This is a genomic window from Kocuria palustris (assembly GCF_007666205.1).
GTDB lineage: Bacteria > Actinomycetota > Actinomycetes > Actinomycetales > Micrococcaceae > Kocuria > Kocuria palustris_A.
Genome location: NZ_VDOR01000046.1, coordinates 1 through 510, shown reverse-complemented (window position 1 = coordinate 510; position 510 = coordinate 1). Strand labels below are relative to the sequence as shown.

Annotated in this window: 1 protein-coding gene; it reads right to left on the bottom strand. The window is 63.5% G+C overall.

All coding sequences use genetic code 11. The features are described from left to right. Nucleotides 1-510, bottom strand: a 510-nt coding sequence (locus FSY66_RS12435; RefSeq protein WP_144795407.1) for an IS5 family transposase, incomplete at both ends; no start/stop codon positions are given.

Below are 510 nucleotides of genomic sequence, written 5' to 3'. Positions count from 1 at the left end.
GACCTGGTCCTTCTTCTCCGGGATCACTGCCCGAATGCCTCGCGATCGCAGGTACTCGCGATTCGCCCTGGACCCATAAGCACGATCAGCGAGAACGGTATCCGGACGAGTGCGAGAGCGACCGCCACCAGCCCGCGGCACTCGAATATCGGCAAGGACCTGCGGCAGGATCACCCCGTCGTGGCGCTGTCCACCGGTGACCACCACTGCCAGGGGGCGGCCATTGCCGTCGACGGCATGATGGATCTTCGTCGTCAGCCCACCGCGCGAGCGACCGATGCCATGCCCGGTCGGCTCACACTCCTGATCGGGCAGATTCTTGTAATTCGACGTAGCCCCTGTGTCTTGGTCAGGGCGCGTCGTGTTCGTTGCATGCTGGTGGCCACGATTGATGGTGCCATCCACGGAGACGTTCCAGTCGATATCACCGGCAGCATCAGCATCAGAAAGTACGTGGGCCAGCACCCGGTCCCAGGTGCCATCGGCGGCGTAGCGGCGGTGACGTTTCCA